Below are 14,964 nucleotides of genomic sequence, written 5' to 3' on the forward strand. Positions count from 1 at the left end.
GTGGACACCCGCAAACTGTGGACCTTCCGTGCCCTTTTCGTGATCCTGGCGCTGGTATTCATCTTTTTGAAACTTCTGCCACTGGGCGCGTTTGGCGGGCGCATACCGGGGCCGGATCTGTTCACCGCGTTGGTTATCGCATGGGTCCTGCGGCGCCCAGACTACCTGCCGATGGGTGTGATCGTGATTACCGGGCTGCTAACCGACGCGCTGTTGAACAAGCCGCTTGGCCTGTCAACGCTGATCCTTTTGCTGTTGGCAGAGGTCTTGCGCAGGTCCGTGCACCATACAGTCAGCCTGACCCCTTCGGCCGAGGCGGGGATCGCGGTACCTGCAATCATCGGCGTGTTCGTGGTAGAACGCATCGCGACCGTCCTGCTTCTTGCCGATCCAAGCCCTTTTGGGGCCTATGCCTTGCATGTAGGTATGACACTGCTGTTTTATCCCGGGGTGGTTCTGGTGTCCCATGTCGTCTTTGGCGTGCGCCGCCTGCAACCGGGTGAAATGGACAGCCTAGGAACACGTGCATGAGGCGGCCGCAAACAGATGGGGGCGAGGGCCACCGCAAGATGACCCGGCGCGCCCTTGTGGTGGGCGGATTGCAGGTCGGGTTTGCCGGACTTCTGACCGCGCGGATGCACCATCTGCAGGTGGATCAGGCGGATCAATTCCGCCTGTTGGCCGAGGAAAACCGCATTGATCTGCGCCTGTTGGCCCCTGCGCGGGGCGAGGTGTTCGACCGCGCGGGCCGTCTTTTGGCAGGAAACGAGGAAAACTTCCGCGTCACCATGGTCCGGGCCGAGGCAGGCGATCCCGAACCGGTTCTGGCCAAGTTGGAACAACTGATCCCGCTTGACCCCGCTCGGATCGAACGGGCCTTGCGTGAAATGCGCCGCCGTCCTTACGTGCAGGTTATGCTGGCCGAACGCCTGACCCGCGAACAGCTGGCCGCCGTGGCCGTGAACGCCCCGGTGCTGCCCGGTGTCGCGCCGGAGGTGGGGCTGAGCCGCTACTATCCCTTGGGCCAAGATTTTGCCCACACCCTGGGCTACGTGGGCCGCGTCAGTGACCGCGACCTGGAAAACGAAGAAGATCAGGACCCGCTGCTGGAGCTTCCCGATTTCAAGATCGGTAAGTTCGGCGCAGAGCGTCGGCTGGAACACACCCTGCGCGGCAAGGCCGGTGTCCGCCGGATCGAGGTCAACGCCGTGGGCCGGGTCATGCGCGAGTTGGACCGCGAGGAAGGCCAGCCCGGCGCCCGCGTGCAGCTGTCCATCGACGCGCAGTTGCAGAATTTCATCCAGGCCCGACTGGGGGAGGAAAGCGCCTCTGCCGTGGTGATTGATCTGGCGGACGGGGATGTCAAAGCGGCGGTGTCGTCGCCGTCCTTCGATCCGAACCTCTTTGTCCAAGGCATCAGTCAGACCGATTTCGACGTGCTGCGCGAAAACGATCACCGCCCCTTGCACAACAAGATCGTGCAGGGCCTTTATCCCCCCGGCTCGACCTTCAAGATGATCACGGCCCTTGCCGCGCTGGAGGAGGAGGCGATCAGCACAGGCGAAAGCATCCGCTGCCCCGGCCATCTGGAGGTCGGCGGGCGGCGCTTCCACTGTTGGTCCCGGCGGGGCCATGGACCCGTGGATTTCAAGAAGTCCCTCGTGGAAAGCTGCGACGTCTACTACTACGACATCTGCCAGCGTATCGGGATCGAGAAGATTGCGAACATGGCACGGCGTCTCGGGCTGGGCGAGGCGCACCCGGTTGCCATGACCTCGATCTCGTCCGGTCTGATGCCGGATCGCGATTGGAAGGAACGCAACCGAGGCGAGCCTTGGGTGATCGGCGATACGCTCAACGCCTCGATCGGGCAGGGGTTCGTTCTGACCTCGCCCATGCAATTGGCGGTGATGACCGCGCGGCTGGCGACTGGCCGCAACGTGACACCGCGCATGATCAAAAGCATCGACGGTGTCGAAACACCGTCCGGCATCGGGGAGGCGCTGGATATCAACGCCGACCACCTGCGCGCCGTGCGCGAGGCGATGTATGACGTGAATAATGGGCGGCGCGGCACTGCACGCGGCAGCCGGATCGAGGACCCCGACAACCGCTGGGCGGGAAAAACCGGCACCAGCCAAGTGCGCAACTTTGACAGCGAACGCGCGGCAGGCAGCATCCGCAGGAACGAGGACCTGCCGTGGCGGCTGCGCGACCATGCGCTTTACGTGGGCTTTGCGCCTTTCGACAACCCCAAGTACGCCGTGGCCGTTGTAATAGAGCATGGCGGCGGCGGGTCCTCTGCCGCAGCCCCCGTCGCGCGGGATATCATGTTGCAGGCCCTCTACGGTGAACTGCCCCCGTTGGAGGCCTACCCCTCCAGCCAGCGCCGGGCGATCCGGGAAATGCAGGAAAGCCTGCCCCTGCGCCCGCCAGAGGCGACTGCGCCGACCCGGTCCCGCGCATGAGCTATCTGGAATACAACACCCCTTACGTACCCGCAGGGCCACGCAAGCTGCTGTACTTCAACTGGGGGCTGCTGCTGTTGGTCGCGGCTGTCGTGGGGATCGGCGTGTTGCAGCTGTATTCCGTCGCAGGGGGCAGTTGGACCCCTTGGGCCGAGGCGCAGATGAAACGCTTTGGCCTTGGCGTCGCCCTGATGCTGTTTGTCGCGATGGTCCCGATCTACATCTGGCGCAACACCTCGGCCTTGTTGTTCGCAATCTCGATCGTGCTGCTGCTGGTCGTGGAGTTCTTTGGCGAGGTCGGCAAAGGCGCGCAACGTTGGATCGACCTTGGCTTCATGCGCCTGCAACCGTCCGAGCTGACCAAGGTCACCCTGGTGATGATCCTTGCCGCCTACTACGACTGGCTGCCCCCTGAACGCACGTCTCGCCCCGTCTGGGTCGCCATCCCGCTGGTCATTATCCTGATCCCAGTGGTCCTGACCCTCCGCCAACCGGACCTTGGCACGGCGATCCTGTTGCTGACAGGCGGCGCGTCGATCCTGTTTCTGGCGGGGCTGCACTGGGCCTACTTTGCGACCGTCATCGCCGCCGGTGTGGGCACTGTCACCGCCGTCATGCAATCACGCGGCGAGACGTGGCAGCTGTTGAAAGACTACCAGTACCGGCGGATCGACACCTTTCTGAACCCAGAAAGCGACCCCTTGGGCGCGGGCTATCACATCACACAGTCCAAGATCGCCCTTGGGTCCGGGGGCTTTACCGGGCGCGGCTACATGCAGGGCACCCAGTCCCGCCTGAATTTCCTGCCTGAAAAGCATACGGATTTTATCTTCACCTCCCTCGCTGAAGAGTTCGGTTTGATCGGCGGCGTGTCCCTGCTGGCCCTCTATGTTCTTATCATCCTGTTCTGCGTCGCCTCGGCCATTCGCAACAAGGATCGCTTCGCCTCGCTCGTCACGCTGGGGGTGGCGGTCACCTTCTTTCTGTTCTTCGCCGTAAACATGTCCATGGTGATGGGGCTGGCACCCGTGGTGGGCGTCCCCTTGCCCCTTGTCAGCTACGGCGGCTCGGCCATGCTGGTGCTGTGCATCGCCTTCGGCCTTGTTCAATCCGCCCACATCCACCGCCCGAGGCAACGCAATGGTTAACGTCCTTTTCGCCGCAAAGAGCCCCCGTTGGGACGAATACGAGGCGCCGCTGACAAAGGCCCTGTCCGACGCCAGGGTGGATGCAACCGTGGCCACGGACATGCCCCCGGATCAGGTGGATTACATCGTCTACGCGCCGAATTCGACCGTGCAGGACTTCACCCCCTACACGCGCCTCAAGGCCGTGCTAAACCTGTGGGCCGGGGTCGAGGCGGTGATCGGCAATGACACCCTCACGGCACCTCTATGTCGAATGGTGGACGAGGGCCTGACCGAGGGGATGGTGGAATGGGTCGTGGGACACGTGCTGCGCCACCACCTTGGGATGGACGCCCATATCGTGAACCCGGCCCATGACTGGTCCCCAAGCGCTCCACCGCTGGCCCGCGACCGCAGGGTCGCGGTGCTGGGCCTCGGCACCTTGGGCGGTGCCTGTGCACAGGCTTTGTCCGCTCTGAATTTCGACGTCACAGGGTGGAGCCGCAGTCAAAAATCCATCCCCGGCGTGACCTGCCTTGCAGGGCCGGATCAATTGGATCAGGCCCTTGCCCATGGCGAAATCACCGTCCTTTTGATGCCCCACGCCAGCAGCACCCATGATTTCCTAAACGCAGACCGCCTTGCAAAACTGCCCCGAGGTACTGTGATCCTGAACCCCGGGCGCGGTGTGTTGATCGACGACGCGGCCCTGTTGGCCGCATTGGACAGTGGACAGGTTGCGCAGGCCACCTTGGACACCTTCCGCACAGAGCCCCTGCCCCAAGACCATCCGTACTGGACGCATCCAAAGGTCACCGTGACGCCGCATATCGCGTCCGAGACCCGCGCCTCCTCGGCCAGTCGAACCATCGCTGACAACATCGCGCGGTTCGAGGCCGGGCAGCCTTTGCTTCACGTCGTGGATCGCGCCGACCGCTAGTCGTCCAAGGGCACGCCCTGCGCCTCAAGCTCCGCAATCAGGGGAGCAAGCGCATCGGCATGGGCGCGCCAGCCCCCTTTGAACTTTGGTACAGCGGCTGGCGGACCTGCGCGAACGACAATGTATCTACCCGCCGCGTCGCCTTATGAAACGCCAAACAGGCCGGATCCCATGACAATCCGCAGGCATCGATCAACGCGCGGCTTTGCCCTTCGGCATCGGCCAGAATATCCTCGTAGCTGATTTCGAAAAATGCGTCCGGGCACTGTTCGCGCCAGTGTTCGATCATCCGGTGGAACAATCCGATATGCTGTCCAATCGTGCGCAGGTCGCTGGCGTAGCGGTGCATGCCGTCCGCAAACTGATTGCGGTAGATCGACAGGCCCGTGTCGCGCGGATCCCGGTGCACCACCACAATCCGTCCCTTTGGAAACAGTTTTCGCACCACCCCGATATGCACAAAGGTGTGGATGGATTTGTCTGTGAAGGGGCCGTTGGTGTTGATCCGCTCCGCCACGCTCGCAACGTAGCGGGCGGACAAGGGCGACAGATCGGTCGCCAACCCTTCGGCCAGAACGTCTTGCACAGCGTCCAGAACCGAGGTCAGCGCCCCCAGCTCGCCGCCCGCGGTGACCTCCGGATGCGCGGCAAGGATCTGTTCCACCAGGGTGGTACCCGACCGGGGCAGGCCCGTGACAAAGATCGGGCGCGCGGCGCTGTCACTGTCCGGCTGACCCACAAGCCCTGCGGTCACCGGCCCCATAACCCGCTGCGCCGCTGTCTGATCCACTGCGTGATCAAAGGGAAACGCCTCGGCCATGGCCGCGTTTGCGGCGTGCAGGTGGGGGAATTCCCGATCCGTATCTTGCACCACGCGCGCCATGGCGTAGTGGATGAGCCGACGGTCGGAAGCGGGCAAGGTCGCGTCCGACAGCACGCCCTCCATCTGATCCGTGGCCGGATCGCCCACCGCCAACTTGGTGCCATAGGCCAGCGCGCGCCAAGCCAGCCCCGCCTTGGGGTGCGCGGCAGTCAGGGCGCGCAAGGCGGCCTCGGCGGCGGCCTTCTCGCCCATGGATTGTAACAGTTGTGCGCGCAGCGTTGCCGCCCGAATATCATCGGGATCATCCGCCAGCATCTGGTCATAGACCGCCAACGCCTCCGCATCGCGGTGGGCAGAGGCCAGCGCAGCAGCCCGCAAAGGCAGTTCCTCGCCTGTGGACAGATAGTCCAGATGTTCCAAAGCCGTTTTGGGCAGGCCGTTCGCCATGGCAACGCGCGCGGCCAGACTGCGCACATCGGCAGACTTGGGCGAAAGTGCCAAGGCGGCATCAATCGCGACCCGAGCGCGGTCGGCCAGACCGGCCTTCAGGGCAATGCGCGCCAGCAGGCTGTGTGCGGCAACCGACAAAGGTGCCACATGCGCGGCCTGTCGCGCGTGTTTCAGGGCCAATGCGCCTTGACCGGCCGCATCCAGTGTCTGGGCCAGTTGCAAGCGCAGATCCGTGGCCAGCGGTTCCGCCGCGCAACCCTTTGAAAGCGCCTCCGCCACGGACCTGAGGGGCGCACCCTTCGCCCGCAGCCCATCCGCCAACAGGCCCCAAAGGACCGCGCCCTTTGGATGGGCCTTGGCCAGTTGGGACAGCCGCGCCACGTTGCCGACACTTGCTTTGACGTCCCCCGGTTTGGCGCCGCCCAAGGTGCTGGCTTTCAGGCCCTTACCCTGCGCAAGGGTGCCCAAAGTCGTGGCAGCGGTCGCTGGCAGCCCGGCAGACCTCGCAGCCCGACTGATCTGCTTTACGGCACCTGCCCCGCCCAGACGCGCCGCCAAAATCGCCCGTTCCACCCAGATCGCCATTTCGCGGGGGTGGGTGGCGCTGGCCTGTTCGAAATAGCCCTGCGCCTCGTGCAACTGCCCAAGTGCGGCCATGGCGCGTCCCATTTGAAACTGCGCCTCTGCCAAACCGGGTTGCGCGGACAGAACAGCCCGCAACGCGGCCTCTGCCAGCAGGGGTTTTCCCCCATCCAGCGCGGCGCGTCCGGTCTCGAAACGCGCCTTGATCTGTTGTGGCGTCAGCAGTGTCATGGGTCACCTGATGTATTCGTGTCACGGCACGCCATACCACGGCCTTAATCGGTCTGCCATTGCGGCGCACTTTGTCGGATCACGAAACAATCCCCGCCATATCGCATGTTTACCCCGGAAACCCATTGTTTCCGTTTCGCATCCTTGAGCGAATCCCGTTGGTTAGCGGATATTGTCCAAGTACGGTGGGGGCCGTGACCTTGGGATTACATTATGACCACGGCTTTTCGCCCTGTGCCTTCGACACCTTTGCACGCGCCCAAACCCGGTGCAGACACGCGGCCCCGTGCGGCGTTTGATCTGGCTTGGCTGAACATGCACGGCCATCCGGAATGGCAAACCCGCATGCTGCCCGTCTCACGCGCGACCGAGGCTGCGGTATCCAGCATTGCCCGGGGCGCCCTGATCGCAACCCCAGCAGGTGCCACGGCCATCGAGGATTTGATCCCCGGGTCCGAAGTTTTGAACATGCAGGGCGAGGTTGTGCGCATCCATTGGATCGGATCGCGCACCTTGGCCGAAGGACGGGATAAGATGGGGCGCGCACCGCTTTACCGTGTTTCGGGCGGGGCGTTCGGATACGGTGCACCTGCACAGGATCTGGTCCTTGGGGCCAACGCCGCTGTTCTGATCCGCACCCCCGGCTGCCGCAAACTTATCGGGCAAGATCAAGCGTTTGCGCCGATCACCGCATTCGAGGACAGCTTCAACGTCACACGCATCACCCCGGCGGGCGAGATCACCGTTTTCAACCTCGCGTTCGAGGGGCAAGAGGTGATCCTCGCCAACGGGATGCCCGTGGAAAGCTATCACCCCGGGCGCAACACGATGCAGTTTTTGAACGATGACATGCTGCGCGATATGTCCCGCATGTTCCCGCACATCGCACCTGCCGATGGATTTGGCCCGCAGCGCATTTTGCACCTGTCCGTGACCGAGGCCCGGTCGTTGGAGCTGTTCTAGGCCTCTTCGGCCAGACGCGCTTCCAGCACCTCGAAGGGGACGCCGGGTTCGTCCTTGGCCCCCCGGATCACCAGCGATGTCTTGACGCTGGCCACATTATCGGCAGAGGTCAGGTCGCTGGTCAGAAAGCTTTGGAAGGTCGACAGATCGGGGGCTACACACTTGAGAATAAAGTCAATTTCACCGTTCAGCATGTGACACTCGCGGACCAACGGCCAGCCTGCGCATTTGTCTTCGAAGGCAGACAGGTCCACCTCGGCCTGACTGTGCAGCCCGACCATGGCGAACACCTGCACCTCGAACCCAAGGGAACGTGCGTCCACATCCGCGTGATAGCCGCGGATATAGCCCGCCTCTTCCAGCGTGCGGACGCGGCGCAGACAAGGCGGCGCACTGATCCCGACCCGCTTGGCCAGCTCCACATTGGTCATGCGGCCATCCGATTGCAGCTCGGCTAGAATCATCCGATCAATGGGGTCGAGTTTCGATTGTGGCAAGGTCCGATCCTCCCTCTCGCTGGTCAGTTCTTACAAGGACGCAGCCATGTGCGCAATAATGTTTCAACGTCGCGCAACAAAACACCACTTTTTCCGCCCATGACAGGAGTTCACCCCCTCTTCCTTCCTGCGTCCGTGCAGCCTATATCAAGCGCACAACCGCCACGGAGAGTACGATGTCTGACACCCGCCACACCCGCGTTTTGATCATTGGCTCTGGCCCTGCGGGCTATACGGCGGGGGTCTATGCGTCGCGCGCCATGTTGGAGCCTGTTTTGGTGCAAGGCATCCAGCCGGGCGGGCAGTTGACCATCACCACCGAGGTGGAAAACTGGCCCGGCGAGACGGAAATTCAGGGCCCCGATCTGATGATCAACATGGAGGCCCACGCCAAGGCCGCCGGGACTGAAATCATCAGCGATCACATCAACGCCCTGAACCTGTCCACACGACCCTTTGTGGCCGAGGGCGACAGCGGCACAACATATACCGCCGATGCAGTGATTTTGGCCACCGGCGCACAGGCCAAGTGGCTGGGCCTGCCGTCGGAGGAAAAGTTCAAAGGCTTCGGCGTATCGGCTTGTGCGACCTGCGACGGCTTCTTTTATCGCGGCCAAGACATCGTGGTTGTGGGCGGCGGCAATACGGCTGTGGAGGAGGCGCTGTTCCTGACCAACTTCGCCAGCAAGGTCACTCTTGTGCACCGCCGCGACAGCCTGCGCGCCGAAAAAATCCTGCAAGACCGGCTATTCAAGCATCCCAAGGTCGAGGTTCTGTGGAACCACGAAATCGACGAAGTGACCGGCACCGAGGCCCCTCTGGGCGTCGAGGCTGTGCGGGCCAAACACGTAAGCACCGGGGAAATAACGGAAATTCCCTGCAAAGGGTTCTTTGTGGCCATCGGTCACGCCCCTGCCAACGCCTTGGTCAAGGATCAGCTGGAAACCCACATGGGCGGCTATGTCGTGACCAAACCAGACAGCACCGCGACCGCGATCCCGGGGGTGTTTGCGGCGGGCGATATCACTGACCACATCTATCGTCAGGCTGTGACCAGCGCTGGCATGGGCTGCATGGCCGCGTTGGAGGCGGAGCGGTTTTTGGCCGAAAACCCCTAGAATCGACCCGCGCGGACTCGTGCATGTTTGCGCACGGGTCGGCGCAAACCCGTGCACGTTTCCCAGCAGGTCGCCGAGTGCGCCCCCTTTTCGCGCCATAGCCCACACCCAAAATCCGTAACCCAACGGCAACAGTTCGAGCCTGATGCCGTGCTGCTCGCATTTGTTCATTGATGAACACACCACTCGTGCTATGCGTTCAGTCATGAACACATCTGCGCCCCATCCCCAATCCACCGAGGAAGAGGATCTGCTGTTTCGCCTGTTGCGGCAGTTGGACCGCGCACCCGAGGCTGCACAGCGCGCGACGGCGGCGGCCATTGGTGTGTCCCTGGGGCGTCTGAATGCGCTGCTGAAATCCGCCACAGATGCCGGGCTGATCACGATCACCCACCGCGCGGGCCCCGACAAACGCCAGCGGTTCGCCTATACGCTGACCCCCAAGGGGGCTGCGGAAAAGAACCGCCTTATTGACGCCTTCTTGGCGCGTAAATTCACCGAATATCAATCTCTCCATGCCGAGTTGACGGGGACCTCCGCCGCACTCGCCCTCTCCGCCTCAAGGAACAGCCTGATGCAAAACAACCTGACCCCGATCCCCGAACTCTATGTCTCTTACGACAGTGCGCAAAAGCTGAAGGTGGAGGCCGCCGATCTGCCCAGCTGGGACCTGACCCCGCGCCAGATCTGCGATCTGGAACTGCTGATGAACGGCGGGTTCAACCCGCTCAAGGGGTTTCTGGGGCAGGCGGATTACGAAAGCGTCGTGGACACCATGCGTCTGGCCGACGGCACCCTGTGGCCCATGCCCATCACGCTGGACGTGAACGCGGGCTTTGCCGACACGGTCGAGCCGGGACAGGACATCGCCCTGCGCGATGCCGAGGGGGTGATCCTTGCGATCCTGTCGATCAGCGACAAGTACACGCCGAACAAATCGCGCGAGGCGGAAAAGGTCTTTGGCGCCGACGATCTGGCCCACCCGGCGGTGAACTACCTGCACAACACCGCAGGCGAGATTTATCTGGGCGGGGCCATCACCGGGATCCAGCAACCGATCCACTATGATTTCCGCGCCCGCCGCGACACGCCCAACGAGATGCGCGCCTATTTCCGCAAGCTGGGCTGGCGTCGGATCGTGGCGTTCCAGACCCGCAACCCCTTGCACCGGGCGCATCAGGAACTGACGTTCCGCGCGGCGCGCGAGGCGCAGGCCAACCTGCTGATCCATCCCGTGGTGGGCATGACCAAACCCGGCGACGTAGACCATTTCACCCGCGTGCGCTGTTACGAGGCGGTGCTGGACAAGTATCCTGCCGCCACCACCTCCATGTCGCTGCTGAACCTTGCCATGCGCATGGCCGGCCCGCGCGAGGCTGTGTGGCACGGCCTGATCCGCGCCAACCACGGCTGCACCCATTTCATCGTGGGGCGGGATCACGCAGGCCCCGGCAAGAATTCTGCCGGTGAGGATTTCTACGGCCCCTATGATGCCCAAGACCTGTTCCGCCAGCATCAGGACGAAATGGGCATCGAAATGGTCGATTTCAAACATATGGTCTATGTGCAGGAACGCGCCCAATACGAACCCGCGGACGAGATTACGGATCGCGACAGTGTCACCGTCCTGAATATCTCGGGCACGGAATTGCGCCGCCGCCTGCGCGAGGGGCTGGAAATCCCCGAGTGGTTCTCGTTCCCAGAGGTGGTGCAGGAATTGCGCCGCACCTCGCCGCCCCGGTCGCAACAGGGCTTTACGGTGTTTTTCACGGGCCTGTCCGGGTCCGGCAAATCCACCATCGCCAACGCCATGATGGTCAAGCTGATGGAAATGGGCGGGCGTCCCGTGACCCTGCTGGACGGGGATGTGGTGCGCAAGAACCTCAGTTCCGAACTGGGGTTCAGCAAGGAACACCGGGACCTGAACATCCGCCGCATCGGCTATGTCGCGTCCGAGATCACCAAGAACGGCGGCATTGCGATCTGTGCCCCCATCGCGCCCTACACCGCCACCCGCCGCGCCGTGCGCGAGGACATCGAGCAGTTCGGTGCCTTTGTCGAAGTGCACGTGGCCACGTCCCTGGAAGAATGCGAGCGCCGCGACCGCAAGGGGCTGTACAAGCTGGCCCGCGAAGGCAAGATCAAGGAGTTCACAGGCATTTCCGACCCCTACGAGGCCCCCACCAACGCAGAGTTGGTCGTGGACACCGAAGGGTTTGAAGTGGATAACTGCGCCCAACAGGTGTTGCTGAAACTGGAGAGCATGGGCCTGATTTCCGCCAAATAGGCGGTTTCGGAGGCGCTGTGACGGATCCTGCCATCGGTATCGTGCCCTATGGGCACAAGTTGTCGCCCGGCAGCGCCTCTTTGGCGCTGTCGCAGGTGACGTGGCCACTGGGGTGCCCGGATCGGTTGCGCGGGGGCACGCTGGCGGATCTGGGGCCGCAGGACCACCTTGTCACCTACCCCTCGGCGCAGCTGCATTACACGCGCGGCTTTGGCACGCGCGCCAAGGTGTCGATTGTCGTGATGGAACCGGCGGCCATTCACCAGCGTCACCTGACCCTGTTGCGGGCGACCCATCGGCGGTTTCACCGGGTGATCTGCTACCATCATGGCTATGCCGACCGCTATCCCAACGCCCTGTTCATGCCCTTCGGGACAAGCTGGGTGCCCGTGGACACGCCCGTCCCCCCCAAGGACCGGAACCTGTCGTTGATCGCATCGGCCCGGCGCAAGACGGATGGGCACAAGTTGCGCCACGAGATCGCGGATTGGCTGCGGGGCCGGGATATACCGGCGGACGTGCTGGGCGGAGGCTACGAACCTTTTGCGGACAAGGCGGACGGGCTGGCGCCCTATCGGTTCTCGGTCATTATCGAAAACGTGCGGGAGCCGCATTATTTCACGGAAAAGCTGATCGACGCGATCCTGTGCGAAACGGTCCCGATCTATTGGGGGTGCCCGAATATCGGGGACTACATCGACACCTCGGGCATGGTGCTGTGTGACGACGCGCAAGCGATCCAGGCGGCGATCCGGCGGTGCGACGCGGACCTATACGCCCGCCTGTTGCCAAAACTGCGCGCGGCGCGGGGGCGGCGGTGCATTACGCGGATTTGCACGGGCGCATCGCCCGCGTTTTGCGAGACGATACGCTCTGACCCGGATAGGTCAGTGCACGCTGACAGGTTCCAGGTCGTTCTGGCGGGCCAGCACAAAGGCCAGCGCCCGGTCCTTGACCAGGGCCAGCTGTTCCCCATCGGGGCGGTGCACGGCGTACAGATGCTCCAGGCCTTGGGCCTCGGCGCGCAGGGCCTCGGGCAGGTCTGCGACCTCGACGCTGCGGACATAGACAATCGGTGTTGCGACCTTGGGGCTGTCACTGCTTGGCATATTCATCGGCTACCCTTTCTTGATCTGGATTGTTTGGACAACGCTGTCGGGGACGGCGCGTTTCAGGTCCACGTGCAAAAGGCCGTTTTCCATGGTCGCCCCCTCCACCTCGACCCCGTCGGCCAGCACAAAGCTGCGCTGGAACTGGCGCGCGGCGATGCCACGGTGCAGGAACACCCGGTCCGCCGCGTCGTCGGACTGGCGGCCCCGGATCACCAGCTGCTTGTCCTCGATGGTGATGGACAGGTCCGCCTCGGCAAAGCCGGCCACGGCCAGCGTGATCCGAAACGCATTGTCGGAGGTTTGTTCGATGTTGTAGGGGGGATACCCCTCGTTCCCGGATTTGGCGGTGCGTTCCACCAGCCGCTCCAGTTCGTCAAATCCCAGCAAGAAGGGATGCGTGGCGAGTGTCAGTTTGCTCATACGGCGCGGTCCTTTGAAAAAGCGATCCTGCGGTCGCGGGCCCGTCAGCGGCACCCGCATCCCCAATATGGGAACGGAAACCACGCCGTGCAATGCCCCTTTGCCACTGGCCCCAAAGGCGGCTAAAACGAAGACTAACGGAGCCATAGGATCAACGCACGTGCCCCCTGCCCCCGACAAGATGACCCACGAAGAGGTGCTGCGCGTCCAGTTGGAAGTGCTGCGCCGGGAACACCGCGACCTCGACGAGGCTATCCGCGCGTTGCAGGAAACCGGGCGCGACATGCTGCTGATCCAGCGGTTCAAGAAACAAAAACTGATGCTCAAGGACAAGATCGCCAAGATCGAGGACGAGCTGACCCCCGACATCATCGCTTGAAGGAACGCGCATCGTGACCACACCACCCGTTGGGATCATCATGGGCAGCCAGTCGGATTGGCCCACGATGAAAGAAGCCGCAGTGATACTGGACGAATTGGGCGTGGCCTACGAGACGGCCATCGTCTCGGCCCACCGCACCCCGGACCGCCTTTGGTCCTATGGGCGCGCGGCCGCCGACCGGGGCCTGAAGGTGATCATCGCGGGTGCCGGGGGCGCGGCCCATCTGCCGGGCATGATGGCGTCGAAAACCCGTATCCCCGTAGTGGGCGTCCCGGTGCAGACGCGGGCGCTGTCGGGGGTCGATTCGCTCTATTCCATCGTGCAGATGCCCAAGGGGTTTCCCGTGGCCACCATGGCCATCGGGGCGGCGGGGGCGGCCAATGCGGGGCTGATGGCGGCGGGGATCCTGGCCGTGTCGGACGCGGCGCTGGCGGATCGGTTGGATGCCTGGCGCGCGGCCCTGTCCGCCTCGATCCCGGAGGTGCCGGTCGATGAGTGATCCGTTGCAGCCCGGGGCCACCATCGGGATTTTGGGCGGCGGGCAATTGGGCCGGATGCTGTCCGTGGCGGCCAGCCGTCTGGGCTACAAGACCTGCATATTCGAACCGGGCGGCGACTGCCCCGCGTCCCACGTGGCCAATTATCATTTCAAGGCGGACTACGACGACGCCGACGCCCTGCGCGCCTTTGCCAGCGCCGTGGATGTCGTGACCTATGAATTCGAGAACATCCCCACCGCCGCCCTTGATATCGTCGAGGCCGACGCCCCCATCCGCCCCGGTCGCACCGCCTTGGCGGTCAGTCAGGACCGGATCACGGAAAAGGACTTTCTGACCGGGCTGGGCCTGTCGGTTGCCCCCTACCACGCCGTGGACAGCGAAGCGGACCTGCGCGCTGCCGTGGCCGCCATTGGCCTGCCCGCAATCCTGAAGACCCGGCGCTTTGGCTATGACGGCAAGGGGCAGGCCCGTTTGCAGGCCGAGGTCGATATCGCCAGCGCATGGGCCGCCATGAACGGTGCCCCGTCGGTGTTGGAAGGCTTCGTCGATTTCACCTGCGAGGTCAGCGTGATTGCCGCGCGCGGGATCAGCGGCGAGGTGGTCTGTTATGACCCCGGCCAGAACGTGCACCGGGACGGCATCCTGCACACCACCACCGTGCCCGCCGCCCTGACCGCGGCCCACCGCATGGACGCGGCCCTGTTGGCCGGGCGCATCCTGACAAAGTTGGAGTATGTGGGCGTCATGGGAGTGGAATTGTTCGTGACCCCGGGTGGGCTGATCGTGAACGAGATTGCCCCGCGCGTGCACAACTCCGGCCACTGGACGCAGGCGGGCTGCACCGTGGATCAATTCGAACAGCATATCCGCGCCGTGGCGGGCCTGCCCTTGGGCGAGGGACAGCGTTACGCGGACGTGGAGATGTTGAACCTGATTGGCGATGACGTGGCGGACCTGTCCGACCACCTGCGCGCCAAAAACACGCAGGTGCATCTGTACGGCAAGGCCGAGGCAAAGCCGGGCCGCAAGATGGGCCACGTGAACCGGATCATCGGGGGCTAACC

14 protein-coding genes are annotated in these 14,964 nt (G+C 63.5%); 10 read left to right on the plus strand and 4 right to left on the minus strand.

What is annotated here, in order from left to right; translation table 11 throughout:
• The 4 genes from ACZ1G0_RS12915 to ACZ1G0_RS12930 are packed head-to-tail and all read left to right on the plus strand — an operon-like array spanning position 1 to position 4,535.
• Positions 1–531, plus strand: coding sequence for a rod shape-determining protein MreD (locus ACZ1G0_RS12915; RefSeq protein ID WP_472737310.1), 531 nt, complete (start codon positions 1–3; stop codon positions 529–531).
• Complete coding sequence (gene mrdA / locus ACZ1G0_RS12920) at positions 528–2,468, plus strand: penicillin-binding protein 2 (protein ID WP_472737311.1); 1,941 nt, start codon at positions 528–530, stop codon at positions 2,466–2,468. Before ACZ1G0_RS12915 ends, mrdA begins: the two co-directional genes overlap by 4 nt.
• Positions 2,465–3,616: a rod shape-determining protein RodA gene (gene rodA, locus ACZ1G0_RS12925; RefSeq protein ID WP_472737312.1), complete on the plus strand. Its 1,152-nt coding sequence runs from the start codon at positions 2,465–2,467 to the stop codon at positions 3,614–3,616. Before mrdA ends, rodA begins: the two co-directional genes overlap by 4 nt.
• A complete protein-coding gene (locus tag ACZ1G0_RS12930; protein WP_472737313.1) occupies positions 3,609–4,535 on the plus strand; it encodes a 2-hydroxyacid dehydrogenase in 927 nt (308 codons plus the stop codon). The genes rodA and ACZ1G0_RS12930 overlap by 8 nt, the downstream gene beginning before the upstream one ends.
• Before the next feature lie 37 nt (positions 4,536–4,572).
• On the opposite strand, the gene ACZ1G0_RS12935 is transcribed toward ACZ1G0_RS12930, so the two are convergent.
• Positions 4,573–6,621 carry a tetratricopeptide repeat-containing sulfotransferase family protein gene (locus ACZ1G0_RS12935; protein WP_472737314.1) on the minus strand — a complete coding sequence of 683 codons (2,049 nt, stop codon included), beginning with the start codon at positions 6,619–6,621 and terminating at the stop codon, positions 4,573–4,575.
• A 213-nt stretch (positions 6,622–6,834) separates the two neighbouring features.
• On the opposite strand from ACZ1G0_RS12935, the gene ACZ1G0_RS12940 reads away from it, so the two are divergent.
• Entirely contained in the window at positions 6,835–7,584 is a 750-nt protein-coding gene (locus ACZ1G0_RS12940) for a Hint domain-containing protein (protein ID WP_472737315.1), read from the plus strand.
• On the opposite strand, the gene ACZ1G0_RS12945 is transcribed toward ACZ1G0_RS12940, so the two are convergent.
• A complete protein-coding gene (locus ACZ1G0_RS12945; RefSeq protein WP_472737316.1) occupies positions 7,581–8,081 on the minus strand; it encodes an Lrp/AsnC family transcriptional regulator in 501 nt (166 codons plus the stop codon). The genes ACZ1G0_RS12940 and ACZ1G0_RS12945 overlap by 4 nt on opposite strands.
• Positions 8,082–8,257: 176 nt before the next feature.
• Here ACZ1G0_RS12945 and trxB point away from each other — a divergent pair, with 176 nt between their 5' ends.
• Entirely contained in the window at positions 8,258–9,199 is a 942-nt protein-coding gene (gene trxB / locus ACZ1G0_RS12950; protein ID WP_472737317.1) for a thioredoxin-disulfide reductase, read from the plus strand.
• Between the two features lie 205 nt (positions 9,200–9,404).
• Entirely contained in the window at positions 9,405–11,486 is a 2,082-nt protein-coding gene (locus ACZ1G0_RS12955) for a bifunctional sulfate adenylyltransferase/adenylylsulfate kinase (RefSeq protein WP_472737318.1), read from the plus strand.
• Between the two features lie 887 nt (positions 11,487–12,373).
• Here the strand turns inward: ACZ1G0_RS12955 and ACZ1G0_RS12960 are convergent.
• Entirely contained in the window at positions 12,374–12,601 is a 228-nt protein-coding gene (locus ACZ1G0_RS12960; RefSeq protein WP_472737319.1) for a DUF1150 family protein, read from the minus strand.
• A gap of 3 nt (positions 12,602–12,604) precedes the next feature.
• Positions 12,605–13,018 carry an Hsp20 family protein gene (locus ACZ1G0_RS12965; RefSeq protein WP_472737320.1) on the minus strand — a complete coding sequence of 138 codons (414 nt, stop codon included), beginning with the start codon at positions 13,016–13,018 and terminating at the stop codon, positions 12,605–12,607.
• A gap of 181 nt (positions 13,019–13,199) precedes the next feature.
• Here ACZ1G0_RS12965 and ACZ1G0_RS12970 point away from each other — a divergent pair, with 181 nt between their 5' ends.
• The 3 genes from ACZ1G0_RS12970 to ACZ1G0_RS12980 are packed head-to-tail and all read left to right on the plus strand — an operon-like array spanning position 13,200 to position 14,962.
• Positions 13,200–13,397: a YdcH family protein gene (locus ACZ1G0_RS12970; protein WP_472737817.1), complete on the plus strand. Its 198-nt coding sequence runs from the start codon at positions 13,200–13,202 to the stop codon at positions 13,395–13,397.
• Positions 13,398–13,437: 40 nt separating this feature from the next.
• Entirely contained in the window at positions 13,438–13,899 is a 462-nt protein-coding gene (purE, locus tag ACZ1G0_RS12975) for a 5-(carboxyamino)imidazole ribonucleotide mutase (RefSeq protein WP_472737818.1), read from the plus strand.
• On the plus strand, positions 13,892–14,962 hold the full coding sequence (locus ACZ1G0_RS12980) for a 5-(carboxyamino)imidazole ribonucleotide synthase (protein ID WP_472737321.1): 1,071 nt from the start codon (positions 13,892–13,894) through the stop codon (positions 14,960–14,962). The genes purE and ACZ1G0_RS12980 overlap by 8 nt, the downstream gene beginning before the upstream one ends.
• Positions 14,963–14,964: the final 2 nt, after the last annotated feature.

It is taken from the genome of Thalassobacter sp. HA4-2 (genome assembly GCF_055693705.1).